General features: G+C 66.0%; 16 protein-coding genes. 11 read left to right on the plus strand and 5 right to left on the minus strand.

What is annotated here, in order from left to right; all coding sequences use genetic code 11:
• Positions 1-125: 125 nt before the first annotated feature.
• Positions 126-479 carry a hypothetical protein gene (locus tag ABQ137_RS06835; protein ID WP_104552909.1) on the plus strand — a complete coding sequence of 118 codons (354 nt, stop codon included), beginning with the start codon at positions 126-128 and terminating at the stop codon, positions 477-479.
• A 196-nt stretch (positions 480-675) separates the two neighbouring features.
• Here the strand turns inward: ABQ137_RS06835 and galA are convergent, their stop codons facing one another.
• The 4 genes from galA to ABQ137_RS06855 form a co-directional block, all read right to left on the minus strand.
• Positions 676-3,243, minus strand: a complete 2,568-nt coding sequence (gene galA, locus ABQ137_RS06840; RefSeq protein WP_349781689.1) for a beta-galactosidase GalA — start codon at positions 3,241-3,243, stop codon at positions 676-678.
• Positions 3,240-4,439 (minus strand): glycoside hydrolase family 53 protein, encoded by a 1,200-nt coding sequence (locus tag ABQ137_RS06845; RefSeq protein ID WP_349781691.1) that lies wholly within the window; start codon positions 4,437-4,439, stop codon positions 3,240-3,242. Before ABQ137_RS06845 ends, galA begins: the two co-directional genes overlap by 4 nt.
• Before the next feature lie 162 nt (positions 4,440-4,601).
• Entirely contained in the window at positions 4,602-7,292 is a 2,691-nt protein-coding gene (locus ABQ137_RS06850; protein WP_349781693.1) for a TonB-dependent receptor, read from the minus strand.
• A 362-nt stretch (positions 7,293-7,654) separates the two neighbouring features.
• On the minus strand, positions 7,655-9,040 hold the full coding sequence (locus ABQ137_RS06855) for a short-chain fatty acyl-CoA regulator family protein (protein ID WP_102252527.1): 1,386 nt from the start codon (positions 9,038-9,040) through the stop codon (positions 7,655-7,657).
• Between the two features lie 123 nt (positions 9,041-9,163).
• Here ABQ137_RS06855 and ABQ137_RS06860 point away from each other — a divergent pair, with 123 nt between their 5' ends.
• The 7 genes from ABQ137_RS06860 to ABQ137_RS06890 all read left to right on the plus strand — a co-directional run bounded on the left by ABQ137_RS06860 (position 9,164) and on the right by ABQ137_RS06890 (position 18,083).
• Entirely contained in the window at positions 9,164-10,669 is a 1,506-nt protein-coding gene (locus ABQ137_RS06860) for a CoA-acylating methylmalonate-semialdehyde dehydrogenase (protein ID WP_349781695.1), read from the plus strand.
• Between the two features lie 10 nt (positions 10,670-10,679).
• Positions 10,680-11,861 carry an acyl-CoA dehydrogenase family protein gene (locus ABQ137_RS06865; protein WP_024938048.1) on the plus strand — a complete coding sequence of 394 codons (1,182 nt, stop codon included), beginning with the start codon at positions 10,680-10,682 and terminating at the stop codon, positions 11,859-11,861.
• The gene (locus ABQ137_RS06870) at positions 11,858-12,655 is read left to right on the plus strand and encodes an enoyl-CoA hydratase (RefSeq protein WP_349781698.1); all 798 of its coding nucleotides are present in this window, start codon (positions 11,858-11,860) and stop codon (positions 12,653-12,655) included. Before ABQ137_RS06865 ends, ABQ137_RS06870 begins: the two co-directional genes overlap by 4 nt.
• A complete protein-coding gene (locus ABQ137_RS06875) occupies positions 12,640-13,827 on the plus strand; it encodes an enoyl-CoA hydratase/isomerase family protein (RefSeq protein ID WP_349781700.1) in 1,188 nt (395 codons plus the stop codon). Before ABQ137_RS06870 ends, ABQ137_RS06875 begins: the two co-directional genes overlap by 16 nt.
• 156 nt (positions 13,828-13,983) lie before the next feature.
• Positions 13,984-14,886 (plus strand): 3-hydroxyisobutyrate dehydrogenase, encoded by a 903-nt coding sequence (gene mmsB / locus ABQ137_RS06880; protein WP_181097777.1) that lies wholly within the window; start codon positions 13,984-13,986, stop codon positions 14,884-14,886.
• A 776-nt stretch (positions 14,887-15,662) separates the two neighbouring features.
• Positions 15,663-16,628: a cation diffusion facilitator family transporter gene (locus tag ABQ137_RS06885; protein WP_046342095.1), complete on the plus strand. Its 966-nt coding sequence runs from the start codon at positions 15,663-15,665 to the stop codon at positions 16,626-16,628.
• Between the two features lie 171 nt (positions 16,629-16,799).
• The gene (locus tag ABQ137_RS06890; RefSeq protein ID WP_349781702.1) at positions 16,800-18,083 is read left to right on the plus strand and encodes an aspartyl/asparaginyl beta-hydroxylase domain-containing protein; all 1,284 of its coding nucleotides are present in this window, start codon (positions 16,800-16,802) and stop codon (positions 18,081-18,083) included.
• 23 nt (positions 18,084-18,106) lie between these two features.
• On the opposite strand, the gene ABQ137_RS06895 is transcribed toward ABQ137_RS06890, so the two are convergent.
• Positions 18,107-19,609 carry a tetratricopeptide repeat-containing sulfotransferase family protein gene (locus ABQ137_RS06895; protein WP_349781704.1) on the minus strand — a complete coding sequence of 501 codons (1,503 nt, stop codon included), beginning with the start codon at positions 19,607-19,609 and terminating at the stop codon, positions 18,107-18,109.
• A 161-nt stretch (positions 19,610-19,770) separates the two neighbouring features.
• Here ABQ137_RS06895 and ABQ137_RS06900 point away from each other — a divergent pair, with 161 nt between their 5' ends.
• The 3 genes from ABQ137_RS06900 to ABQ137_RS06910 all read left to right on the plus strand — a co-directional run bounded on the left by ABQ137_RS06900 (position 19,771) and on the right by ABQ137_RS06910 (position 25,087).
• On the plus strand, positions 19,771-20,229 hold the full coding sequence (locus ABQ137_RS06900) for a hypothetical protein (protein WP_167709872.1): 459 nt from the start codon (positions 19,771-19,773) through the stop codon (positions 20,227-20,229).
• 40 nt (positions 20,230-20,269) lie between these two features.
• A complete protein-coding gene (locus ABQ137_RS06905; RefSeq protein WP_349781707.1) occupies positions 20,270-21,853 on the plus strand; it encodes a tetratricopeptide repeat-containing sulfotransferase family protein in 1,584 nt (527 codons plus the stop codon).
• A 381-nt stretch (positions 21,854-22,234) separates the two neighbouring features.
• The gene (locus tag ABQ137_RS06910; RefSeq protein WP_054591499.1) at positions 22,235-25,087 is read left to right on the plus strand and encodes a TonB-dependent receptor; all 2,853 of its coding nucleotides are present in this window, start codon (positions 22,235-22,237) and stop codon (positions 25,085-25,087) included.
• Positions 25,088-25,184 lie beyond the last annotated feature (97 nt).

The raw sequence follows: 25,184 nt of genomic DNA on the forward strand, positions 1-25,184 counted from the left end.
ATCGTTGCGGTGATGCAGTGTCGCGGGCCTGAGATGGCTCAGACGAAGCGATGGAGAGAGCAATCATGTGTTCGCATCACGTGGTGACCTGAATCTCGAACCGTGCTTGCACACGGCCGTTCCGGATGGCGCGCTATGGTGCGCGGCGCACGAGGCAAGCGAGTCGGTTGGGTATGGAACAGAAACAGCAAGAGTGGATGCAGGCCGTGACCGAGGCGCTCAGCGACCTGCTGGCCGCACGCGTGGCGCAGGCCACGCTGCTGGAAGCGATGATGGTCTCGCATCCCGATCCGGTGATGCTGCGCAAGGCGTGGGACGAGCTGTCGTCCCAGCGCATCGCGTATGTGGCGCAGAAAAAGGCGGTCGCCGCCGATCCACGGCCGATGGATGCCTACACGCTTGAGCAGTTCCAGGCGTGGGAAGAAAAGCTCAGCCGCTACTTTCCGCGTGCGCCGGATGCAGGGAGCACGGATGCTTGAACCCGCCCGCCAGCGGTCCAGTCGCGTGACCTAGCGGCGGTGGGCCGGGCGGGTGTCGCCACTGCCTGTCGCTTGCGCACGCAGGCGCAGGCGACTGACTGTGCCGGGAGCCGGTCATGGCTCCCGGCATTGCGGCGCGCTCAGGTGGTGCCAACCTGGTCGTTGGTGATCACTGCAGCCGCTGCGACGGCCTGCGTCAGGCCACCGATGCGCGCGGTTTGGCCTTGTCGGCCTCCAGGCGCAGGGTGGCAGCGGCAAGGCCGGGTGCGGTGGCCTGCAAGACGGTGCTGCCGGCGCTGCGCGTGCTCTGCAGCAGGGCCGCACACAGTCCATTGAAGGCCTTGCGTTGCGGCGCCTTGTCGTCCTCATGGCTGGCGGGGTCGCCGTTGCCCACGCCGATCAACCGCGCAGGGCCGCGCAGCGCGAACTGCACCAGGTTGTCGGCGGTCGGCACCAGGCGGCCCTGCGCATCGACGATCTCCACCTTGACCACCGCCACGTCTTCGGCATCCGCGCGCACTGCGTCGCGGTCGCAGCTCAGGCGGATCGCTGCCGGCTTGCCGGCCGTCTCGCGGCGTTCGCTGAGCACCAAGTTGCCGCCGCGATAGCCGCGTGCCTCGATCACGCCCGGTGCGTAGGCCACGCGCCATTCGACATGGCCGTAGGCCGGCACCTGCTGCAGGCCCTGGCTGACGCCGTTGACCAGCAGTTCCACCGCTTCGAGATTGCTGTGGCACCAGACCTGGACGCGGCCCTTGTCATCGGGCTGCAACAGGCCGTCCCAGTTCCAGTGCGGGAACAGATGCAGCACCGGTTCGCTGGTCCATTGCGCGCGGTAGTACCAGTAGTTGTCCTTGGGAAACCCGCAGCTGTCGAGCACGCCGAACTGCGAGGCGACATTCGGCCAGCGGTTGTAGGGCGTGGGTTCGCCGCGGTAATCGAAGCCGGTCCAGATGAAGCCGCCAGCGATATACGGGCGCTGCGCGACATAGCTCCACCAGGCTTCGGCGGTGCTGGCCCACCATGGGTGGTCGGTGTCGTAGGCGCGGGTGTAGCCGCGCGCATCGTCGCGCCGGTAGTTGCCACGCACCGACACCGTGCTGCCGGTTTCGCTGCCGTAGATCGGAATGTGCGGATATTGCGCGTGGAAGCCATCCATCTGGCTGGTGCGGTAGTTGAAGCCGACCACATCCACGACCTGGCCGACGCCATCGCCAAAGCCCTTGTCCATGGCGAAGGTGGTGGGGCGGGTGGGATCGAGCTGGCGCACGCGTTGCTGCATGCGGCTGACGATGCGCGCGCCGCGCTCGGTGACCTGCTGCGGCTCTTCGTTGCCGAGCGACCACAGGATCACGCTGGGATGATTGCGCCCGCGCCGCACCATCGTCTCCAGCTCGCCCATGGCTTCGGGGTCGGTGGACATGCGGCGGGTTTCCTCGATCACGAACATGCCGAGCCGGTCGCACAGCGCGAGCAGTTCGGGCGTGGCCGGATTGTGCGAGCTGCGGTACGCGTTGCAGCCCATCGACTTGAGCTGGCGCAGGCGCCATTCGTGCAGGCTGTCGGGGATGGCGGTGCCGACGCCGGCGTGGTCCTGGTGATTGTTGGTGCCGTGCAGCTTGAGCGGCGTGCCGTTCAACAGGAAGCCGCGTTGTGCATCGAAGACGGCCGTGCGCACGCCGAACGGGGTGACCAGCGCATCCACCGCCTTGCCATCGCTGTGCACGCTGGTGGTCAGGCGGTAGAGCTGCGGGGTGTCGATCGACCATAGCGCCGCTTCGCCGAGTGGCAGGGTCTGTTCGACGAGGTGCACCTGGCCGGGTGCAACAGTGACCGCGGCGCTGGCTGCCTGTGCGACGACGCGTCCATCCGGCGCGGTCACGCGCGCCTGCACCGTGCACTGGCGCGGGGTGCTGCCGTCGTTGCGCACCTCGGTGGACAGCTGCGCGGTGGCGGTGGCGCCTTGCAGCGTGCTGCGCACGAACACGCCGTCCTGCGGCAGATGCAGCGGGTCGGTCTTGTGCAGCCACAGATGGCGATAGATGCCGGCGCCTTCGTAGAACCAGCCTTCGCCCAGCGTGGCATCCACACGCACCGCAATCAGGTTGGGCTTGCCGTAGTCGAGCACCTCGCTGAGGTCGACCTCGAAGCCGCAGTAGCCGCTGGCGTTGCGCCCGACGATGTGGCCATTGCAGAACACGATGCAGTCGCGGAACACACCGTCGAACACCAGGCTGATGCGCTTGCCCAGATCGTCTGCGGGAATCTGCAGCACGCGCCGATACCAGCCCACGCTGGTTTCCGGAAAGCTCGTGCCCAGCGGCTTGTAGCCGTGCGCGGCGGCTGGATCTTCCTCGGTGATGGTGGCCGAGATCGGTTCCTGCCGGAAGGGCAGGGTGACGGCCCAGTCGTGCGGCAGATCCAGCAGTTCCCAGCCACTGTCGTCGAAGCCGAGTTGCGCGGCGGTGGCGGTGTCCTTGCCCGCCTTGGCGAAGCTGCGCTGGAAGGTGCCGAACTCGAAGTCGCGCGCTGGGTCGCTGGCATGGCCCAGATGGAAGCGCCAGCCGAAGTCGAACAGCAGCCGTTCGCGCGGTGCCAGGGCTGCATCGCCGAGCGCGACAAGCGGCGTGGCAGTATTACCTGCAGCTGGTGCTGCAGCGGCAATGCTGGGCAGCAACGCACCGGCCGTACCGACCGGGAGTGCGGCGCTCACGCCGCTGGCGAGCATGCCGCGCAGCAGTTCGCGGCGATTGATGCCGGTCATGGCTGGGTCCTCTTGTCGGTATCCGCAGCGTTGCCTTGTGTGCCCGCAGCAGGCTTGCTTGTCGTTGCAGGCACGCCGGTATACGGATGGCGCATGAAATCGATCGCCGGCAGCAGTTCATTGCCATGCTTGAAGTCGAAGAAGCTGGCGTTTTCCCACGACGAGCCGGTGCCCCAGCGTGTCTTGCAGCTGCTGCTGGTCCATGCCGGCTCCCAGTACACGACGCCGGCGCCGCCGGTGTCGATCACCAGCTGGGTGAGGTCGACCATGTAGCGGAACTGGCCCTGCGGCGTGGCCGGGTAGCCGGGAATCAGCGAGTCTTGGCCGAGCAGATTGTGCGAGGTGTCGCCGGAGTCCAGCGTCCACGGATAGGCGGTTTCCACCACCACCACGTCGGCATCAAAGCGGCCGCGCAGGCGCTTGATGGTCTTGCCCAGCTCGGCCATCGACTGGGTCGACCACTTGCGGTAGTAGCTGATGCCGATCAGATCGTAGTCGGTGACGCCGGCCTTGGTCGCGGCGGCAAACCACGGTTCCACATTCTCCGGCTGGGCGATATGCAGCATCACCCGCGGCTTGATCGCCGAGCGTGCGCCGATGTCGCGTACCGCCTTGATGCCGGCGTTGAACAGCTTGGCGTTGCGCTGCCAGTCGATGGGGCGCTTTTTGTCCCACGGCTTGCTGTCCATCAGATCGGAATTGCTTTCGTTGCCCACTTGCACCAGCTCCGGCATCAGGCCGGCACGGTCGAGCGCGCTGAGCGTGTCATAGGTGAAGCCGTACAGCGTGCGTGCCAGTTCATCGGTATCGGTGATGCTGGCCCAGGCCTTGGGAATCAGCTGTTTTTCGCCGTCGGCCCAGTCGTCGGAATAGTGCAGGTCCAGCAGCACCTGCATGCCTTGCGCGCGTGCGCGTGCGATGGTCTTCTTGACGTCCGACAGGTCGCTGTAGCGGGTCCAGCGGGCATCGTTCCACAACCGCACGCGCACCAGATTGGCGCCGTGCGCATGGAACAGTTCGAACGGGTCCTTGACCACGCCGTTCTCGCGGTACTGCACACCGCATTCCTCCATCTCGTTGACGTAGGACAGGTCCGCGCCCAGATACAGCGTGGCGGGGGCCGGGGCGGCGTGTGCGAAGGTGGAGATGGCCAGCGCGAGCAGCGCGGGCGTCCAGAGGCGGCGTGTGGAGCGCATGCAATTCCTCGACAGATGAAACGCGGAGCGGGTGACAGCCTGCCGCATGCGGCGGTGCCGTCGTGCGGGCGGTGCGCGCAATCACAACGTCAACGACGTAGGCGATTGCGCACACCGCGCGCAGTGGTGGAGCAGGCGTGCAACAGCGGTGTCAGCGGTGCTTTAGAACTTGTAGGTCGCTTCCAGCGCGTAGCGACGGCCGAACACCTGATAGCCGCCGTCGTCCTGGTTGGCCAGACGGTTGGGCTTGTTGTCGGTGTAGGCGCGCAGCGGTTCGTTGGTGAGGTTGCCGGCCTGGAAGCGGAAACCGAGCTGCTTGCTGTACTGCCAGTTCAGGCTCAGATCCACCGTGCCTTCGCTCTGCAACCGTGCCAGCCGCGCCGCATTCCAGCCGTACACCACGGTGTAGGGGCTGTGGTACTTGTAACCCACGCGCGCTTCGAAGCTGCCATTGCTGTACCACAGGTCGAAGGTGCCGGTCTTGCGTGCCAGCCCGCTCAGCGGCAGCGGGTTGTCTTCCGGCGAGAATTCCTTGAGGTTGGAATCGACCAGCGAGAAGTTGGAGTAGACGCCGAAGTTTTCCATGTGCGGGATGAAGTAGAACGGCGTCTGGAAGGTGAGTTCCACACCGTTGATATGCCCGCCGCCGCCATTGAACGGCGCACTGACCAGGTAATCCAGGCCGTTGATCACTTCGCGGTCGGTGCGGTAGCCGATGCTGGAATCCACTTCCTTGCGATACACCGCAATCGCCGCCAGCGCTTCCTTGTGGAAGTACCACTCGTAGGACAGGTCGACCTGGGTGGCCTTGAACGGATCCAGTTGCGGGTTGCCGCCGCTGCCGGTGAGCTGGCCGACGGTGACGTTGGGGTCGTCCAGGCGCCGGCCGGTGCGCAACTCGTCCAGCGGCGGACGTGCGATGACCTTGGCCACCGCAAAGCGCAGGATGCGTTGATCGTCGATCAGAAAGTTGACGGTTGCACTGGGCAACACGTCGGTGTATTCCTTGCTGTCGCTGCTGGCCTGCACGGTGGTGCCGACCGAATCGAAGCCGTCACTGGTGGTCTTGGTGTTGACCAGGCGCACGCCGATGTTGCCGGTGACATCGGTGCCGAACAGCTGCGAGCTGAACACCGCCTTGGCGAAGGCTTCGCGCACGTCTTCCTTGACGTTCCAGTGGTCGAGCAACTGCTCGTCGAGCGTGGCCGGGTCGAATCCGCCGAAGCCGATCTGGGCGATGGCATCCATGTTGCCGCCGGTCAGCGTGGGCACGTTCAAGTCCGGCATGGTGACCGGATAGATCAGGCCCTGGTACGCCGAGATCGGTTGGTCGTAACCGGACTGGTTGCTGATGAAGCGGCGGTTCTGCTTCTCGCGGCGCGCGGCGCGTGCGCCGAATTCCAGTGAGGTGAACGCCGCGGCATCGACCGGGCGGCTGGCGTTGAGCGCCAGCGCGGCGATCTTGTCGCGTAGCCCCTGCGGCTCGGTCTGGCCGGCGATGCCCCACTCGGGCGTGTCCGAGCTGGTGCTGATGGTGGGGGTGACGCTGCGGCGGAAATCGAACGAGACGGTGTCCGGGTTGCTGCCGAAGCGCACCGCCTGCCAGGTGTTGTCGCGCTTGGCCTGCGAGAACGACAGGTCGCTGCCCAGCGTCCACACGTCGCCGCTCCACTTGGCGTTGAGGCCGCCGGCGGTGAGCGTCTTGACCTCGTTGTAGTGGCTGACCACATGGTCGACCTGCAGGTTCGAGTTGGCCAGCGTGCCCGCCACCACGTCGCCATCGACGATGGTGTAGGACGAGCCCGGCGTGGTGTACGGATTGGCGCCGGTCGAGAAGGTGCTGTAGGCCAGGCCGTTGAACCAGTTCTGCAACTGGTCCTCGTCGATCTCGATACGCGAATACAGGCCGTCGAACTTCAACTCGAAGTTGCCCGAGCGCCATTGCACGGTGCCCATCGCACCGGTGCGGGTCTGCTCGGTGAGCTTGAGCTGGTCGGCCGCGCCCCACGGGGTCGGGTCCACGCGGCCGTCGCCGTCCACATCGCGCGAGGTGGTGGCATCGGTATAGCCCCAGCTGCCGATCGAGGAGTTGGAGTTCTTCTGTTTCTGGTAGGTGGCGCCGAGCGCAACCGCCAGGTTGTCGTTGATCTGGTGCACCCAGCTGGCACCGAGGCGGCTGCCCCACGGGGAATAGCCGTCCACGTCCTTGGCGTGGTCGTAGAACACCGGGCCGGCAGTGCCGACAAAGCCCGGGCCGGTGTAGTCCAGCGGGCTGATGGTGGAGATGTCCACCGTCGCGGCAAGGCCGCCGGCGACCAGGTCCGCCGACTGGGTCTTGTAGACCTTGACGGTGGAGACGATCTCGGTGGGAAACACTTCCCAGCGCACGGCGCGATTGGGCTCGGAGGAGGCGATTTCGCGCCCGTTGACGGTGCCCATGGTCATGCGCGGGCCAAGGCCGCGCACGGTGGCCAGGCTCTCGTTGCCGCGGTCGCGGGTACCGTTGACGCCGGGCAGGCGCACCAGCGCTTCGGCGACGGTGACATTGGGCATCTGGCCCATGTTGTCGGCGGAGATCACTTCCATGACGTGATCGGACATCTGCTTGGCCTGCACCGCCTGGTTCAGGCTGGCGCGCTGGCCGATCACGGTGATGTTGTCGAGCGTGACCGGCGGCGCAGCCGTGGTGGTGGCATCAGTGGCCGGCGGCGCGGCAGGCGCGCTGTCCTGTGCGTGCGCACTGAACGCGGTGGCCAGCACACAGGCGATGGTGGTGCAGAGAACGTCGCGCACGGGGGTGCGGCGCAGGCGCATGCGCCGGCTGGCCGGGTGGCCGGTGTGGTGAACGGGCATCGTTTGATCCCTCCCAGGACAAAGTTACCGAATGGACTAGTGGCCGCTGGTGCGGCGCTGTGGCGCGGCTGCGCGTTGGCGTGTCCAACGCGGGCATGGCGGTTGCTGCGGTGTGGAGCTGATTGATCGTTTGCGTGACGCTGCGACGATGGTCGATCGCCTTGACGTCCCCCTGTCCTGCATGTGTCCGCTTCAGGGTAGAAGCGCAAGTCATTCCATTCCAATGAAGCATTTTGCGGGAGCTATCTCGCGTTGGAATGCTGCAGTGCAGCGGTAGCGTCTGCCCGGTCACAGTTGCGGTGTGCGTGGCCTGTACCGCGGACCAAGGTTGCCTGGTCGGCGCGACGGACCAGGGTTCTGCACTAGCGCGGGTGGGCAGATAACCGGGGCAAGGCCGGAAAGGCGCGCTGCACGCAGTCGTTGCGTTCGCAGGTCAGGCAGCCGGGGCCGATCGGCACCGCATCGTCCACCGCGTCCAGATCCCAGCCGCGCGCATACACCAGTTGATCGGCATGGCGCAGGTCGCAGCCCATCGCCAACGCGAAGGTCTTGCGCGGGCGGCCGTAGCCGGGCGCGCCGCTGCTGACCTGGCGCGCCAGCCAGAAGTAGCGCCGGCCATCGGGCATGCGCGCGATCTGGGTCAGGATGCGGTCGGGCTGGTTGAAGGCCTCATAGACGATCCACAGCGGACAGGCGCCGCCGACATGCGAGAAGTGGAAGTCGGTGGCCGAGTGGCGCTTGGACACGTTGCCGGCACGATCGACCCGCATGAAGAAGATCGGCAGCCCGGCCGCACCGCGCCGCTGCAAGGTGCTGAGCCGGTGGCAGACCGCCTCGAAGCCGACGCCGAAGCGATCGGCCAGCCATTCGATGTCGTAGCGCGAGCGCTGGGCGCTGCGCAGGAATTGGCCATACGGCATCACCAGCGCGCCGGCGAAATAGTTCGACAGCCCGATCCGTGACAACGCGATACGCTCGGCATCTTCGAAGCCGGCATCGGCGATGCGTGCGTCGAGCAAGGGCGCGCATTCCAGCAAGGCCAGTTGCGCGGCCATCTGGAAGGCCTGCTGGCCAGGGCGCAGATGCGCGGGCAGCCACAGCACGCGCGCCTGCGTATCCACACTGCGCTTGTCGCTGTGCAGATCGGGCGCGTCCTGCACCAGCAGGCCGTGGCGATCGGCCAGGCGTTGGCGCAGCCGCAGCGGCAGGTTGTCCGAGGTCAGGCCGAGTTCGGCATACAGCGCCTCGGCGCGCTCATCCAGTTCCGGCAGATAGTTGTGCGCGCGGTTGAAGTAATCGCGCACCTGCTCGCCCGGCGACAGCGAGGGCAGTGCGGCGTGGTCGGCGCCGATCTGTATTTCCAGTGCGGCGGTGCGCTCGAGCAGGTGCTGGTGGGCGCGGTGCAGGTCCAGCAGGGCCTGGGCCACCTGCGGCAGGTTGCCGGTGAGCACGCGCAGTTCGGCGGCCGAGAGGCTGTGGCCCAGGCTGCGCAGCGATTCGTCCAGCGGCTCGACCAGCGCGGCCGGGTCGTCCAGGTCGAGCAGGCCGTCCAGATCGCCCAGGGTGGCTTTGAGCCGCTGCTGGATTGCCAGGGTCAGGGGGCGCTGGTTGCGCTCGATCTGGTTGAGGTAGCTCGGCGACAGCCCGAGCCGGCGTGCCAGCTCCGCCTGGGTCAGGCCGTGGCGCTGGCGCAGCCGCTGCAGGCGCAGGCCGAGCTGGTGGCGGAGCGGGAGGGACGACTGCGGCATTCGCAAGATTCGCAAAATAGTGGCGGCAGCTTAGCGCGATTAAGCAGTCTAGGGCTGGGAATGCCAGGTCACGCTGCGAACAATGCGAAGTATCCGTAGCGACCTTCTGCGAGCGACCCTGCAATGAGTGATCCCGTCCCGCGCGTTTCCCTGTTGATCGACGGCCAGTTCGTCACCTCCGCCAGCACCCACTGGCAGGACGTGGTCAACCCGGCCGATCAGTCGGTGCTGGCACAGGTGCCGTTCGCCACCACCGGCGAAGTGGCCGCGGCGGTTGCGGCGGCCAGCCAGGCCTTCGTGAGCTGGCGCAAGACCCCGATCGGCACGCGTGCGCGCATCTTCCTCAAGTACCAGCAGCTGATCCGCGAACACATGCCCGAGCTGGCCGCGCTGCTCAGCGCCGAGCAGGGCAAGACCCTGGCCGATGCCGAAGGCGATGTGTTCCGCGGGCTGGAAGTGGTGGAACACGCCGCGGCAATCGGCAACCTGCAGTTGGGCGAGTTGGCCAACAACGTCGCCAACGGCGTGGACACCTATAGCCTGCTGCAGCCGCTGGGCGTGTGCGCGGGCATCACCCCATTCAACTTCCCGGCGATGATTCCGTTGTGGATGTTTCCGATGGCCATCGCCACCGGCAACACCTTCGTGCTCAAGCCATCCGAGCAGGACCCGATGGTGACCATGCGGCTGGTGGAATTGGCGCTGGAGGCGGGCATTCCCAAGGGCGTGCTCAATGTCGTGCACGGCGGCGAAGACGTGGTCAATGCGTTGTGCGACCACCCGGACATCAAGGCGCTGTCGTTTGTCGGGTCGACCAGGGTCGGCACGCACGTCTATCGGCGCGCCTCGCTGGCAGGCAAGCGCGTGCAATGCATGATGGGTGCGAAAAACCATGCCGTGGTGCTGCCGGACGCCAATCAGGAACAGACGCTCAATGCGATGGTCGGCGCCGCCTTCGGTGCGGCCGGCCAGCGCTGCATGGCGGCGTCCACGCTGGTGCTGGTGGGCGAGGCGGGGCAATGGATTCCGGCGCTGGTGGCCAAGGCCAAGGGCCTGACCCTGGGCGCGGGCAATGCGCCGGGCACCGAGGTCGGGCCGCTGATCTCCTGCGCGGCGCGCGAGCGTGTGGAAGGCTTGATCGCCTCCGGCGTCGAGCAGGGCGCCACACTGGAACTGGATGGGCGCGCGCCCAGCGTGCCGGGCTTCGAGCAGGGCAACTTCGTCGGCCCGACGATCTTCTCCGGCGTGCGGCCGGGCATGCGCATCTACGACGAGGAAATCTTCGGCCCGGTGCTGGTGATCCTGGAGGCGGCCACGCTGGACGAGGCCATCGCCCTGGTCAATGCCAACCCCAATGGCAATGGCACCGCCTTGTTCACCCAGTCCGGCGCGGCGGCGCGGCGTTTCCAGGAAGACATCGACGTGGGCCAGGTCGGCATCAACGTGCCGATCCCGGTGCCGGTGCCGCTGTTCTCGTTCACCGGGTCGCGTGCCTCCAAGCTCGGCGACCTGGGCCCGTACGGCAAGCAGGTGGTGATGTTCTACACCCAGACCAAGACCGTGACCGCGCGCTGGTTCGACGACGAAACGCTGGGCCACGGCGTCAACACCACCATCTCCCTCAAGTGACACGATCGCCATGAATGCAGCCATCCAGCTACACGCCAATACAGCCGATTTGAATGACGAGCAGGAAGCCTTCCGCGCTGCCGCGCGCGACTTTGCCGACAAGGAACTCGCACCGCACGCCGCGCACTGGGATGCGGAAAGCCACTTCCCGCGCGAGGCGATCGCCAAGGCGGCCGAGCTGGGGTTCTGCGGGCTGTACACCGATGAGGGCGTGGGCGGCCTGGGCATGCGCCGGCTCGATGCCGCGGTGGTGTTCGAGGAACTCGCCACGGTCGATCCATCCACCTCGGCGTTCATCAGCATCCACAACATGGCCACCTGGTTGATCGCCAGCTACGGCAACGACGCGGTGCGCGCGCAGTGGGGCGAGGCGATGACCAGCGGTGCCAAGCTGGGTTCGTACTGCCTCACCGAGCCGGGTGCCGGCTCGGACGCGGCCTCGCTCAAGACGCGTGCACAGCGCGATGGCGACAGCTACGTGCTCAACGGCAGCAAGGCCTTCATTTCCGGCGCGGGCGCCACCGATGTGCTGGTGGTGATGGCGCGCACCGGCGACGACGGCGCGCGCGGCATCAGCGCCTTCGTGGTGCCCGCCGATGCGCCCGGCATCAGCTACGGCCGCAAGGAAGAGAAGATGGGCTGGAACAGCCAGCCCACCCGCGGGGTGAGCTTCGAGAACGTGCGCATTCCGGCCGGCAATCTGCTGGGCAAGGAAGGCGAGGGCTTCAAGATGGCGATGAAGGCACTGGATGGCGGCCGCATCAATATCGCCGCCTGTTCGTTGGGAGCGGCGCAAGGCGCGCTGGACGCCGCCCGCCGCTACATGGGCGAGCGCCGGCAGTTCGGCAAGAAGCTGGCCGATTTCCAGGCACTGCAGTTCAAACTGGCCGACATGGCCACGCAACTGGTGGCCGCGCGGCAGATGGTGCACACCGCTGCGCGCAAGCTCGATGCCGGCAGCCACGATGCCACCGTGTGGTGCGCGATGGCCAAGCGCTTCGCCACCGACGCCGGCTTTGCGATCTGCGACGATGCCTTGCAGATCCACGGCGGCTACGGCTATATCCGCGAGTATCCGATCGAGCGCCTGCTGCGCGACAGCCGCGTGCACCGCATCCTGGAAGGCACCAACGAGGTGATGCGCATGATCATTGCGCGCCACCTGCTCAACGGCGAGGAGGAATTGCGATGAGCGATTGGGCAACACGCACGCATACCGGTTTACATGTCGAACGCGACGGCCATGTCGCCATCGTCATCCTGCGCAATCCGCCGGCCAACACCTGGACCGTGCACAGTCTTGCAGCCTTGCGCGATCTGGTCCGCGCGCTGGATGCGGACCGCAGCATCTACGCGCTGGTGATCACTGGCGACGGCGAGAAGTTCTTCAGTGCCGGCGCCGATCTCAAGCAGTTTGCCGATGGCGACAAGGCTGCTGCACGGGAGGCCGCGCGCCGCTTCGGCGAAGCTTTCGAAGCCTTGAGCGCGTTTCGCGGCGTGTCGATCGCCGCCATCAACGGCTATGCGATGGGCGGTGGCCTGGAGTGCGCGCTGGCCTGTGACCTGCGCATTGCCGAGCAGCACGCGCAGCTGGCCTTGCCGGAAGCCAGCGTCGGCTTGTTGCCGTGCGCCGGCGGCACCCAGAACCTGCCGCGCCTGGTCGGCGAGGGCTGGGCCAAGCGCATGATCCTGCTCGGCGAGCGTCTGGATGCCGCCACCGCGCACCGTATCGGCCTGGTGGAAGAGGTGGTGGGCACGGGCGAGTCGCGCGCCCTGGCCATCGCCTGGGCACAGCGCGCCGGCAAGCAGAGTCCGGTCAGCGTTGCAGCGTGCAAGCGCCTGGTGCAGTCCACCCGCCACGGCACGCATGCCGCCGCGCTGGTGGCAGAGCGCGAAGCCTTCGTCGACCTGTTCGAGCAGGCGGATCAGGCCGAGGGAGTGGCGGCCTTTCTCGAGAAGCGCGCACCGCAGTGGAGCAATGGCTGATGCTGGATGTGAGCCTCCCCGAAGAAGCCCCGGTGCTGTTCGAACAACGCGATTGCGCCGACGGGCATCGCATCGGTATCGCCACCTTGAATGCGCCCAGGACGCTCAACGGCCTGTCCCTGCAGATGACGCGCCTGCTGGATGCACAGTTGCGCATCTGGGCCGACGATACCCAGATTGCCTGCGTGGTGCTGCGTGGCGCAGGCGAGAAGGCGTTGTGCGCGGGTGGCGATCTGCATGGTCTGTACCAGAGCATGCGCGCGCATCGCGAAGCGGTGCCGGATGCGCAGCAACGTCGCGCGCAACCGCAGGGCAATGCGCACGCCGCTGCGTTCTTCGAAGAGGAATATCGGCTCGACCATCGCATCCACACCTACCCGAAGCCGCTGCTGTGCTGGGGCCACGGCATCGTCATGGGCGGCGGTATCGGTTTGATGTCCGGCGCCAGCCATCGCGTGGTCACCGAGCGCTCGCGGCTGGCGATGCCGGAGATCAGTGTCGGCCTGTTTCCCGACGTGGGTGGCAGCTGGTTGTTGCGCCGCGTGCCGCACGGCGCCGGATTGTTTCTGGCACTGACCGGCGCGCCGCTGGATGCCAGCGATGCCATTTATGCCGGGCTTGCGGATGTGCGCCTGGAGCATGCGCAATACGCGGCAGTGCTGGACGCCCTGAACGCGCACGCCTGGACAGGCGATGCCGATGAGGATCGCGCCCAGCTCGGCGCATTCCTGCACGGGATTGCGCAACCGCTGGAGCCGGGCCCGCTGCAGGTGCATGCGGCGCTGATCGCGCAATTGGTGGCAGGCCAGACGCTGCAGGAGGTGGTCGCCGCAATCCTGGCACTGCAAAGCGAAGATGCCTGGCTGCAGGCCGCGCGTGCAACGCTGGCAGCCGGCGCCCCCGGCTCGGCGCGCTTGGCGTGGGAGCTGCAACGTCACCCGGGCACCGGCACGCTGGCCGACACCTTTCGCACCGAGTACGTGGTGGCGCTGCATGCCGCCGCACATGGCGACTTCGCCGAAGGCATTCGCGCGCTGTTGATCGACAAGGACCGCACGCCGCAGTGGCAGCCTGCCGCGCTCGAACAGGCCGATGCGCAATGGGCGGCGGCGTTCCTGCAATCGCCCTGGCCGCCTGCACGGCATCCACTTGCCGATCTTGGTACAGGTTGAGTCGCTGACGCGGGAGTGCGAACGGTCGGCGGATGCGGGCGCTGAGCAGCATCCGCAGTGCAGGACCGAGGGACGCCACTGCGCCCGTTTGCCGCACTGCGCTGCGGCCGGGCACACCATTCAACGGCCGCGCCAGTTGGTGATGGCCGCCCAACCCTGGAAAACCACACCATGAGCAAGATCGCTTTTATCGGCCTGGGCAATATGGGCGGGCCGATGGCCGCCAACCTGAGCAAGGCCGGGCACCAGCTACGGGTGTTCGATCTGGTGCCGGCTGCGCTGGACGCGGCAGTCGCTGCCGGCGCGCATGCCGCCAGCTCCGCACACGACACCCTGGCCGACGCCGAGATCGTGATCTCGATGCTGCCGGCCAGCCGCCATGTCGAAGCGCTGTACCTGGGCGAGGCCGGGATTCTGGCGCAGATTCCCGAAGGCGCCCTGGTGATCGACTGCAGCACCATCGCACCCGCCAGCGCACGCAAGCTCGCCGCCGAGGCGCAGGCGCGTGGCCTGGCGGTGCTGGATGCGCCGGTCTCCGGCGGCACGGCGGGCGCGGCGGCAGGCAGCCTGACGTTTATCGTCGGCGGCGCCGCGCAGGTATTGGAGCGCGCGCGGCCGGTGTTGCAGGCAATGGGCAAGAACATCTTCCACGTTGGCGACAACGGCGCCGGCCAGGTCGCCAAACTGTGCAACAACATGGCGCTGGGCGTGATCATGGCCGCCACCGGCGAGGCGCTGGCGCTCGGCGTTGCGCAGGGGCTGGACCCGGCGGTGCTGTCGCAGATGATGGCGGTCAGCACCGGGCGCAGCTGGGCCACCGAAGTGTGCAATCCGTGGCCGGGCGTGTTGCCCAGCGCGCCGGCATCGCGCGGTTACAGCGGCGGCTTCGGCAACGATCTGATGCTCAAGGACCTGGGGCTGGTCGCCGAATCCGCAGTGCAGGCGGGCGTGTCGATTCCGCTCGGCGAGCTTGCGCGCAATCTGTACGCGATGAACAGCCAGGCCGGCAACGGTGCGTTGGATTTCTCCAGCGTGATCAAGCTGGTAGCCAAGGTTTGAAGCGGCGAGCAAAAGTGTCTGCGCCCACCGTCAAGTAGGTGCGGCTGGAGTGGTGATTCGTCTCTGTCTGGAGAGTTGATCGAACTGGGGGTGTCGGCTGTAGAGCGGATGATCTGCGGCTTGGCTGCGAGGCCCTTGCCCGCCCACCATCGCGGGACACGCCGCAAGTACGTCCATGTAGGCTCTTACGCGGCATCCATGCCGCGTAAGGTCCCGCGACGGTGGGCGGACAAGGACCAGTCGAGTTGATCGGTGTGCATGGTGTTCAACAAAACAGCCGCAGCCGGTGCAGTGTCCTCGCCGCGCCCTCTACGCTGTGAGTTTGCTGCAGGCCCTTGCCCGCCTACCCTCGCGGGACACGCCGCAAGTACGTCCCTGTAGGCGCTTACGCGGCATCCATGCCGCGTAAGGTCCCGCGACGGTGGGCGGGCAAGGACCAGTCACGATGGTCGGGATGCATGGTTGCAAGCAGGGGTAGGTGGTGCATGCAGCGCAGCCGTCCGGCGAGGTGCGGTCTGATCAGCTTCTTCCTATCCCAGCAATGTCACTGCCAATACCCATCACTCCACCCGCTAACGAAAGCGAGGGTGGCCGACGAGTTGTCGCCATCGCTGCGGCGTTTGAGAGGTTCTGTTGGCCGCTCCAAGTCGCTACCCGCCCTGGGCAACAAGGTGCAGCGCCGCGCTCGCGTGATGTGATGTCATCACGCCCGGGTGTAATAGTCTCCGCCATCGCGTGCGCCTAAGGTGCGCGCATTGCACGAGGCCACCGCATCCATGGGACACGACCACAACCACGCACCCAGCGACATCCGCCACGAGACACCGCTGTGGTGGGCGCTGGGACTGACCGCCACGTTCCTGCTGGCGGAAGTCATCGGTGCGTTCATCACCAACAGCCTGGCGCTGCTGTCCGACGCCGCACATATGGCCACCGACACCGTCGGCCTGATGATCGCCCTGCTTGCCGTGCGCCTGAGCCGTCGCCCTGCCGATGCGCGCCGCACCTATGGCTATGTGCGGCTGGAAGCGCTCGGCGCGCTGGCAAACGGCGCGCTGTTGTTCGCAGTCGGCGCCTACATTCTCTGGGAGGCCGCGCAGCGCTTCCGCGCACCGCAGGATATTTCCTCCAGCGGCATGCTGCTGATCGCCGGCTTCGGCCTGGTGATCAATCTGATCGCCATGAAGCTGCTGCACGCCGGCAGCGGCGAGAGCCTGAACGTCAAGGGGGCCTATCTGGAGGTCTGGAGCGACATGCTTGGCTCGGTGGCGGTGATCATCGGCGCGTTGCTGATCCGCTGGACCGGTTGGCAGTGGATCGACCCGGTGCTGGCCGTGCTGATCGGCCTGTGGGTGTTGCCGCGCACCTGGGTGTTGCTGCGCGAAGCGATCAACGTGCTGCTGGAAGGCGTCCCCAAAGGCATCGATCTGCCGCAGGTGCAGCAGGCGCTGACCAGCTACCCCGGCGTCGAAGACGTGCACGACCTGCATGTCTGGGCACTGGCCTCCAGCACGCCCGCACTCACCGCACACGTGGTGGTCAGCGAAACCACCGACCGCGACCGCCTGCGCGACGCCCTCGCCGAGCTGCTGCACGCGCGTTTCGAAATCACCCACGTCACCTTGCAGGTGGAGAGTGGCGACTGCGGCACCGAGCCGTGTGGCGCGGCCCCGGCCGCGCAAGGCGCCGCGCATGACGATCACCGTGGTCACGCGCATTCGCACGGCGGCCACGCGCACTGACGCGGACCACGCCGCCAGTGGGCTTGTTGTCTGATCGGCGGTGGCATGGCGTTGCCTGGAGCAGCGCCCAGCCAGGTCATCGGGTCCGATCCAGGGGAGAACCGTCCTGCTTCCTGGCTGCCTCCCAGGCCGTATGATCGAGCCGGGGAAGACTGCGAGGCCGGCGGCGCGATGGCGGTACAGATCGAACAACGCAACGAACGCATCGCCGCGCTGATCGCCGAGGCGGGCGCGGCAGCATCGGCCGGGCAATGGCAACAGGCCGAGCAATTGTGGACACAGGTGCGCCAGTTGGCGCCGACGCACCCGCAGGCCTTGTACAGCCTGGGCGTGCACGCCTACCAGCGCGGCGATGCAACGGCGGCGCTGGAGTACCTGGCAGGCGCACGCGCAAGCAGCCCGGGCGATCCGATGATCGTGCTGACCATTGCGGTGGTGAAGCAGGCGCAAGGCGATGTGGATGGCGAATGGCAGGCCATCAGCGCGGCGTTGGCGCTGGATGCGTACTTTCTGCCCGGGCTGCTGGCAAAGGCCGCATTCCTGCAGGCGCGCGGCCGTCCGCGCGCCGCCGCCGGTGTCTATCGCGATGCGCTGAAGGTCGCGCCGCCGGAGCCGCAATGGCCTGCGGTGTTGCGTCGCAAGCTGGCCCTTGCCACGCAGGCGGTGGAGCAGGACACGCTTGAGCTGGAAGCGCAATTGCGCGCCGTCCTGGGCGCTCCTGGCATCGCCGTGAACGCCGCGCTCGCAGGACGCTGGGCGGAAGCGGCCGCGATCGCATGCGGGCGCAGTCGCCCGTTCCATTCCCAATCCAACCGCTTGTACATCCCGCGACTGCCAGCCCTGCCGTTTCACCCGCCGGACGCGTTTCCCTGGATCGCTGCAGTACAGCGTCACACGGCGGCGATCGCGCAGGAACTGCGCGCCGTCATGCACGAGGACAAGGGCGGCTTTGCGCCGTACATCGCCTACGCGCCGGACCAGCCGGTCAATCAGTGGAAGGACCTCAACCATTCGCCAGCATGGAGTTCCTATCCGCTGTGGGCACATGGACAGCCGGTGGATGAACATCTGCGGCAGTGCCCGGCAACCGCCGCTGCGTTGGCATTGGTCGATGCGGCGCAGATCGACGGCGTGTGCCCCAACGCGATGTTTTCGGTGCTTGCGCCGCAGACGGTCATTCCGCCGCACCACGGCGAGACCAACGCACGTCTGGTGGCGCATCTTCCGTTGATCGTGCCGGAGGGCTGCAGCTTCCGGGTCGGTTACGACTGGCGGCAGTGGGAGGTCGGCAAGGTGCTGGTGTTCGACGACTCGATCGAGCATGAGGCGCGCAACGCGAGCGCGCAGCTGCGTGCGGTGCTGATCTTCGATGTCTGGAACCCGCTGCTGAGCCAGGAGGAGCGGCAGATGGTCAATGCCATGGAGACGGCGATTGCCCACCACCGTGCGGGGTGAGGTGGTGCCGGTAGTCGGCCGGTTCAGTCCGCAGGCGTGATGCCAAACCGGGCAAGTGTGTCGCGCAGCGGCGCGAGCTGGGTCGCGTAGGGTTTCCAGCGTCCGGACGCATCGCCATGCAGGGGTTGGCGCACCTGCCAGTAGCTGGCTGTCCTGACGGCTCCAGGCGCCTCGTGGAAATCCAGGCAATCCGGTTCCCAGGGCAACTGCAAAAAGTCCAGCAGTGCGCGCAGGCTGGTTTCCGGCGCGGCGACAAAGGCGTCGTAGTCGAACGTGTGGATGCTGTCCGGATACAGCGACAGCCAATGTGCCATCAGTCGCTGGTAGGCGGCATAGAAATGCCCGATGTCCTCCAGCCGGCCCGCATAGTCAAAGCGTTGTGGATTGAGCTGCTGCATGAAGATCGACAGCCCGTTGTCCAGCGGGTGACGACGTGTGTGCACGATCCTGGCCGCCGGAAACAGCTGCTTGATCAGCCCGATCAGTAGAAAGTTGTCGGGGCGCTTGTCGGTGATGTAACGCAGTTGCGCATGCCGGGGAATGGCCGCAGCCACGCGTTGACGATAGGCCGCGGCCAGCTGCGCCAGCGTGTGCGAGGACAGATGCTGCGCGGCTTGCGGGAATGGCGACAGCGACTGTGCAACCAGTCGCGGCAGCGCATCCAGTTCGCCCCCGGCGACGATGCAGGAGTGGCGCGACAAGGCCTGTTCGATCAAGGTGGAGCCGGAGCGGAACATGCCGCAGATAAACAGTGCCGGCACCGCGTCGCCGACAGCATCCATGGGCGGTGGCTGGGGCGCGTCGCTTGCATCGGCAAATACCGCAGCGATGCTGTCGAACTGCTGCTGTGTGCGGATCGGGTCGTAGCGCCGCGCATGTGCATGGCCATGCCGGTTGGCGGCACTGGCCGCAGCGAATGACTGGCTGTGCAGGCCGAGGCGGTCGTAAGCATGGGCCAGTGCATGCAGCAGCGTGGCCGTCAACGCAGGATCCTGCCCCGCGACCGAGCCTGCCTGCGCAAGTGCAAGCAGGCGTGTGTCCTGCGCATGCGTGGGAGGATCCAGGTGCAGCAGGCGTGCGGTGGCTTGCAGCTGCAGCGCCCGTGTCTGGGCATCGACAGGAGGACTGGCGAGCAGTCGGCGATAGGCGGCGACCGCCTGGTCGCGTGCGCCCAGCTCTTCCTGCAGGTTGCCCAGATTGAGCAAGGCCGGGGCGTAGTCCGGCCGGCACTGCAGTGCCAGATCAAGTTCCTTCAGCGCTGCCGCCTCCTGATGTAGATGGTCGCTCAGCAACGCGGCGCGATTGAGATGGATTTGCTCCGGCAGCGCGGCACCGTGCTGCAATGCCTGCGCATAAGCGTCCAGTGCGGCGGATGCCTCGCCGGTCTGGCGCAGCAGATATCCCAGGTTGTACCAGGCATCGGCGCAGCGGGGCTGCGCCTGCAGGATGCGGCGATAGGCGGCGATCGCCTGCGCCAGATGGCCTTGTTGCAGTAAGCGTGCGGCGTGCTGCAAGGACGGGTCCAAGGCGTTTTCCAGGCATTCTTGCAGCGGGTGGGAGAGCTGCAGCTTAGGCGGCGCCAGCGGTGCGTTCAATCGCCCCGCGGCCGGACGGTGATGAGCGGTCTTTCCTGCGTTCGCCGCTTGCCTTGTATGCTCTGCTGCAATCGACGAGTGAAGATGCGCGCATGCACAAGCGAGTGGTGTGGGGGCTGACGGTGTTGAGTTGGGCCTGGGCGGCATCGGCGCAGGACGTGCCGACGCATCGCTGCGCCGCAGTACTCGATCCCTTGCCGCGGCTGGCTTGCTATGACGCCAGCTTCCCGCCAACGCAGGCGGTGCGGGCGGCGGAGGCGGACAGGGCAGTCAGGGCATTCGGCCGCAGCAGCCAACAGGCCTCGGCAGCGACAGGCGCGCAGCAGTCAGCGCCTGCGCAACTCACCGCGAAGGTGCTTGCAGTGGCGTATCAGCCAGACGGCACGCGTATCGTGTCGCTGGACAGTCGCCAGCGCTGGGCGCTGACAGAAGCGACCAGCCGCGGGCCGCTGGTCGAGGGCGAGGTCGTGGTGATCCGCAAGGCCGCAATGGGAAGCTACATGCTGGTCACCGCTGCCGGTGTGGCGCTACGCGCCCGCCGTATCGACTAGCCAGACCAACGACGGCATCGCAACAAACAGAAGAGAACGAATGACTGAGAGACAGCTGCGCGCACTGTTGCACAACGGGTATCAACTGCTGCGTCAGGGACGTTATGCCGAGGCAGCTGTTTTCGCCGACCGCGCCTGCGCAGAGCAGCCTGGCAATGCGCATCTGTTGGAGCTTGCCAGTGAAGCCCGGCTGGCCAACGGCGATCCGCAGGCCGCAGCCGACCGCATCGCACAGGCTGCGGCGGTTGCAACGTCACCGCTCCCGCTATTGATCAAGTACGCCAGCTTGCTGCTGCAGCTACGTCGCCGCCGCGAGGCCCGGCTTGTCGCCGGCCAGGCAAAGGCGCTGGCCGCCGCCGACGGCGCTGCATGGTGGCGGATCGGCGCGCTGTACAGCGGCTGCCACAAGGTGGCGGCCGCCCGCGACGCGTATCGGCATGCGATGACATTGCTGGGAGAACAGCCCGGCTTGCTGTACGACCTTGCCACCATGCAGTTCTTTGGCGGTGAATTCGATGCGGCTGAGCGCACCCTGGAGCGGCTATTGCAACTGGCACCCAGCACGGGCGATGCCTTGTACCTGCGCGCCACGCTCCGGCGTCAGACCGGGCAGCACAACCATCTGGACGATCTGCGTCACCGCTTGACCACGCTATCGGAACCATCCGCCCGAGCGGCCGGTCTGTACGCCTTGAGCAAGGAGCTGGAGGACCTGGGCCAGCATGCGGAGTCGTTCGAGACATTGGCCGCCGCAGCGGCCTGCAAGCGCAAGACTTTGCAATACGACGTTGCTGCCGAGTGTGCGCATATCGCTCAGGTGCGCGAGGCGTATGATTCGGCTGCCTTGCGCGCACTGCAGCCCGGTCATGCGGGCGAGGGGGCGATCTTCATCGTCGGTTTGCCACGCTCTGGCACCACTTTGCTGGAGCGCCTGCTGATCCAGCGCGGCGGTGCACGCTCGGCCGGGGAGCTGATGGATTTCGGTGCGTTGCTCGGCAGTGCGACCTCCGGCGTACTGTCGACCAATCCCGAACTGACCGCCGCCCAGGCTTCGTTGCAGATCGATTTCGCGGCGCTTGGGCAGGAGTATCTGCGCGGCGCCCGTGAGCTGGTGCACGACCATCCGGTGTTCATCGACAAGCTGCCGGTCAATTACCTGTATTGCGGCATGATTGCCGCCGCGCTGCCACGCGCACGCATCATCCATCTGGTGCGCGATCCGCTGGACGCCTGTTATGCGATGTACAAGACCTTGTTCTACAACGCCTATCCGTTCTCGTATGCGCTCGATGAGCTCGCGGATTACTACCTGGCCTACCAGCAGACCATGCGGCACTGGCATGCGGTGCTGCCCGGCAGCATTCTTGACGTGCACTACGAGGAGTTGGTGCGCGATACCGACCAGCAGATCACCCGGGTGCTGAGCTGGTGCGGGCTGACGCGCAGCGACACCATCACCGAACTGGAGCATGTGCCGTTCGTGACTGCGAGCGCAGCGCAGGTGCGCGGCGATGTCCACCAACGCTCGGTGCATAGCTCTCGGCGTCATCTGGACGGACTGCTTCCGTTGTTGAGGCGACTTCAGGCGGCTGGCGTGATCGTGCCCGGCACCGAAGTGGTGTAGCGATTGGCGCTGGCCGATCAACCGGTCCAATCCTTCGAGTGAGCGCGCCGCCGGCTCGCGAGCGACGAGCGAACACACGTGGCGGTATCGAGCCCTACATCAGACACCGGCGGAAAAGGGCCACTTTTTCCTGACTTTCGCACTGTTTTGGGGATTCTTCGCACCGATTCGGAGCATTTCTGAATGGCGCTTTAATTCTCCTCAACGTGGTCTTAACATCGGGTTGGCAACGTTTTTTCGGGCGCTCTTTCGTCCGGCCGTTCGCCAGTGTGGAAGCGCAGTTTGATGCGCTTGCCAACAACGTCGCAGCACGTGCCGGCATTGCCTCAGATGCCGATGCAGTGCGTCGCGCTCACCCGTTCGAACTTCTCGGAGAGAGAGATGAGATTGAAGACCACCAAGCTGCGCGACGCCATCCGGGTATCGCTCACGGTTGGCGCTGCCGCATTTGCCCTGTCGGGAACCGTGATGGCGCAGGAGCAGCCCTCGACGGAACTCAAGAGCCTGGACGCGATCAGTGTCACCGGTACGCGCATCAAGAGCCAGACGATGACTGCCTCCAGTCCGGTGGCAGAGATCAACAAGGAAGAATTCCAGTACACCGGCTCGACCAAGGTCGAAGATCTGATCAACCAGTACCCGCAGCTCTCGGCGAGCTTCGACAACTTCGCCAACAATGGCTCGCAGGGGTATGCGACCGTCGATCTGCGTGGATTGGGCGCGCAGCGCACCTTGACCCTGGTCAACGGCAGGCGCATTCCCAAAGGCATCGGCGAGAGTCCGGACATCAGCATCATTCCGGCAGCGCTGGTGCGCCGCGTGGACATCCTGACCGGCGGCGCCTCGGCGGTGTACGGCTCCGATGCCGTCGCCGGCGTGGTCAATTTCGTGCTCGACGACGAGTTCGAAGGTGTCAGTGTCGACATGGGCTACAACGCCTACCAGCACGACAACGGCAACACCTTGATGCGCGGCCTGATGGACGACGCCGGTTACGATTATCCGACTGGAAACTCCGGTTTCGACGGCATCTCCCGCAATGTGGACCTGGCCATCGGCGGCAGCTTCGGCGAGGCGGGGCATGCCACCGCATGGGCCACCTGGCGCGAAAACGATCCACTGCTGCAGGGCCAGCGCGATTACTCCGCATGCGCATTGAGCAACCGCGGCACCGCCTGCGGCGGCTCGGCCACCGCAGATCCGGCCAACTTCTATGTCGTCGCTCCGTCGGCTGGCGCGTTCTACGTGCAGCCTTCAGCCGGCGGCACCTGGTCGCAGGTCGCATCCCCTAACCTCTACAACTTCGCGCCGTTGAATTACTACCAGCGTCCGGACACGCGCTACACGGCCGGCACCAACATCAAGTACGAGGTCAACGAGCACTTCAAGCCCTATCTCGAAACCTTGTTCGTCAACCGCAAGAGTTCGACCCAGATCGCGCCGTCGGGTGCGTTTTTCACCGACCTCAACGTCAACTGCGCCACCTCGGTGATCGGCAGCCTGTGCAACGATGTGGGCATCACCGACGACGAGTTCACCGTCTACGTGGCCAAGCGCAATGTCGAAGGCGGCCCGCGCATCACCGACTCGGATACCAACAGTTTCAGCATCACCACCGGCGCCCAGGGCGACATCAACGACAACTGGTCGTACGACGCCTCGTTCACCTACAACCGCAGCACCACCAAGTCGGAAAACAGGAACGACTTCGTGACCACGCGTGTCCGCGATGCACTACTGGGCTGCCAGCCTGGTTCGTTCGATGGCTGCGTGCCCTACAGCGTGTGGACCGACAGTGTCACCGCAGCAGAGGCAGAGGCATTGCAGGGCGTGGGTATCGTCAACTACGAAACCTCGATGCGCGTGTTCAACGCCTATGTGACCGGCAATTTCGGCTACAGCCTGCCGTGGGCCGGCGATAACCCGATCAGTCTGGTCGGCGGTGTCGAGACCCGTACCGAAACCTTCAAGCGGGTGGCCGACAGCAACATGCAGACCGGCAACTTCACCGGCCTGGGTGGCCCGACCTCCAATGTGTCCGGCGACATCGGCGTCAAGGAACTGTTCCTCGAGGGCGCGGTGCCGCTGGTGGCGCAGGCCGGTAGCCTGGATCACCTCGACATGCAGCTTGGCTATCGCTATTCGGACTACGACACCTCCGGTGGCGTGAGTACCTACAAGGCCGGTCTGGGTGCAACATTCGTCGATGGCAAATACCACCTGCGCGCCGGCTGGAACCGTGCGATCCGCGCTCCGAACGTGACCGAGCTGTATAACGAAAATACGATCGGGCTATGGAGCGGTAGCGATCCGTGCGCCGGTGCCAATCCGGTCTTCACCCAGGCCCAGTGCGCCAACACCGGCGTGACGGCAGCGCAATACGGCCGCGTTGCGGCCAACCCGGCCGGCCAGTACAACGAAATCGGCGGCGGCAATACGACGCTGCAGCCGGAAACGGCCAACACCTGGACCGTCGGTTTTGCTGCCAGCCCGATCAAGGGGCTCGATCTGAGCGTGGATTACTACGACATCAAGATCGACGACGCGATCCGCAGCATCGGCTCGTCCAACATCCTCACCGCATGCGGCGTGACCGGTAATGCGGATATCTGCAGCCGCGTGCGCCGCAATGCCACCACGGGCGATCTGTTCCGCGGTAGCGACCCGGACGTGTCCGGTCTGATCCTCAATTCCCAGGATAATTTTGGTTCGCTGCATTTCCAGGGCGTGGATCTGACCGCATCGTATGCCTGGAGCGTTGGCCCCGGGCGCCTGACCGCCTCGATGATGGGCAGCTACGCCATCAAGCAGGAGTACGAGCCGGTTCCGGGTGTGCAGGAAGTGACCTACGACTGCGCGGGCGTGGTCAACGTGGCCTGCAACAGTGCCGAATGGCGGCATGTGCTGAGCACGCGCTACAGCTTCGATCGCTACACCGTCGGGTTGCGCTGGCGTTATATCGGTGAGCTGGATTACCAGAACACCGACGGCACCCGTGGCACAACCGACGTACGCCTGGTGAACCAGGGCAACAAGGTGTCGGCGTACAACTACTTCGACCTGTCCGGTTCGATGCAGTTGGGCGATTACGTCACCTGGACCTTGGGCATCAACAACATCGCCGACAAGGAGCCGCCGCTGGTGGGCGGCAGCCTGACCTTCAACGGCAACTCGCTCGCCGGTTACGACCAGGCAGGCCGTTACTTCTTCACCAGTGTGGGTCTGCGTTTCTGAGTGACTTTGCAAGTTGGTAAAAACAACGGCGAGCCTCGGCTCGCCGTTGTTGTTTGTTGCCTGCGACCGCGTGTGTCGATGGTTCGCCGCGCTGCAA

The organism is Xanthomonas sp. WHRI 8393 (assembly GCF_040203315.1).
In the GTDB taxonomy this organism is placed as follows: domain Bacteria; phylum Pseudomonadota; class Gammaproteobacteria; order Xanthomonadales; family Xanthomonadaceae; genus Xanthomonas; species Xanthomonas arboricola.

Coding starts and splice junctions, on each gene's coding strand:
- ABQ137_RS06835 (WP_104552909.1), top strand. CDS start 126: ATGGCGCGCTATGGTGCGCGGCGCACGAGGCAAGCGAGTCGGTTGGGT.
- ABQ137_RS06845 (WP_349781691.1), bottom strand. CDS start 4,439: ATGCGCTCCACACGCCGCCTCTGGACGCCCGCGCTGCTCGCGCTGGCC.
- ABQ137_RS06905 (WP_349781707.1), top strand. CDS start 20,270: ATGACTGAGAGACAGCTGCGCGCACTGTTGCACAACGGGTATCAACTG.
- ABQ137_RS06900 (WP_167709872.1), top strand. CDS start 19,771: ATGCACAAGCGAGTGGTGTGGGGGCTGACGGTGTTGAGTTGGGCCTGG.
- ABQ137_RS06890 (WP_349781702.1), top strand. CDS start 16,800: ATGGCGGTACAGATCGAACAACGCAACGAACGCATCGCCGCGCTGATC.
- galA (WP_349781689.1), bottom strand. CDS start 3,243: ATGACCGGCATCAATCGCCGCGAACTGCTGCGCGGCATGCTCGCCAGC.
- ABQ137_RS06870 (WP_349781698.1), top strand. CDS start 11,858: ATGAGCGATTGGGCAACACGCACGCATACCGGTTTACATGTCGAACGC.
- ABQ137_RS06885 (WP_046342095.1), top strand. CDS start 15,663: ATGGGACACGACCACAACCACGCACCCAGCGACATCCGCCACGAGACA.
- ABQ137_RS06855 (WP_102252527.1), bottom strand. CDS start 9,040: ATGCCGCAGTCGTCCCTCCCGCTCCGCCACCAGCTCGGCCTGCGCCTG.
- ABQ137_RS06865 (WP_024938048.1), top strand. CDS start 10,680: ATGAATGCAGCCATCCAGCTACACGCCAATACAGCCGATTTGAATGAC.
- ABQ137_RS06910 (WP_054591499.1), top strand. CDS start 22,235: ATGAGATTGAAGACCACCAAGCTGCGCGACGCCATCCGGGTATCGCTC.
- ABQ137_RS06850 (WP_349781693.1), bottom strand. CDS start 7,292: ATGCCCGTTCACCACACCGGCCACCCGGCCAGCCGGCGCATGCGCCTG.
- ABQ137_RS06860 (WP_349781695.1), top strand. CDS start 9,164: ATGAGTGATCCCGTCCCGCGCGTTTCCCTGTTGATCGACGGCCAGTTC.